This is a genomic window from Vibrio sp. 1288, assembly GCF_033344475.1.
Genome location: NZ_JAWPOX010001090.1, coordinates 1 through 526, shown reverse-complemented (window position 1 = coordinate 526; position 526 = coordinate 1). Strand labels below are relative to the sequence as shown.

1 protein-coding gene is annotated in these 526 nt (G+C 47.7%); it reads right to left on the bottom strand.

Annotated elements, in window-relative coordinates; genetic code table 11:
- The coding region (locus R8O11_RS31060) for an ElyC/SanA/YdcF family protein (protein WP_318195370.1) at positions 1-526 on the bottom strand (526 nt) is incomplete at both ends.

Here is a 526-nt window from a genome sequence, read left to right as displayed (position 1 = left end):
AATACTTGTCCCACGGTTGGCTAACTTCGTCTATCGCTAAGAAATTCGTTGGAGCAGGGATGGGTTTAATTCCAGCCGCGTTAAACTCGTACAGCGCACGGCTCATGTGGCTCGCTGACGTGACTAGCACAATCTCTTTTTGTTGAACAAAAGCGGCGGCTTGTCTTGCTTCTTCCCACGTGTCTTTTGCGTCTTCTAACAAAATAATGTCGGATTTTGCAACACCTAATGCCAAAGCAACGTTTGCCATCATACGAGCATGGCTGATCTCAGAGCCACCATCATAACCAGATAAAATTAGCTTTGCGCCTGGGTACATACGCAAAATACGAATGCCTTCCGTTAATCGCATCAACGCCGCGCGGCTTAATTGCGATGTTGGTGGAATTTCGTCATCGACCACGTGGCCATTACCCAGCACCATAACGTAGTCAATGGTACCCGACACAGGTAAAAAGGCCTTATGCTCGCGCTCAAGTGGCATGAGAAGCTTGGTTGAAACAGGTTGGAAGGCAACTAGAAAAAG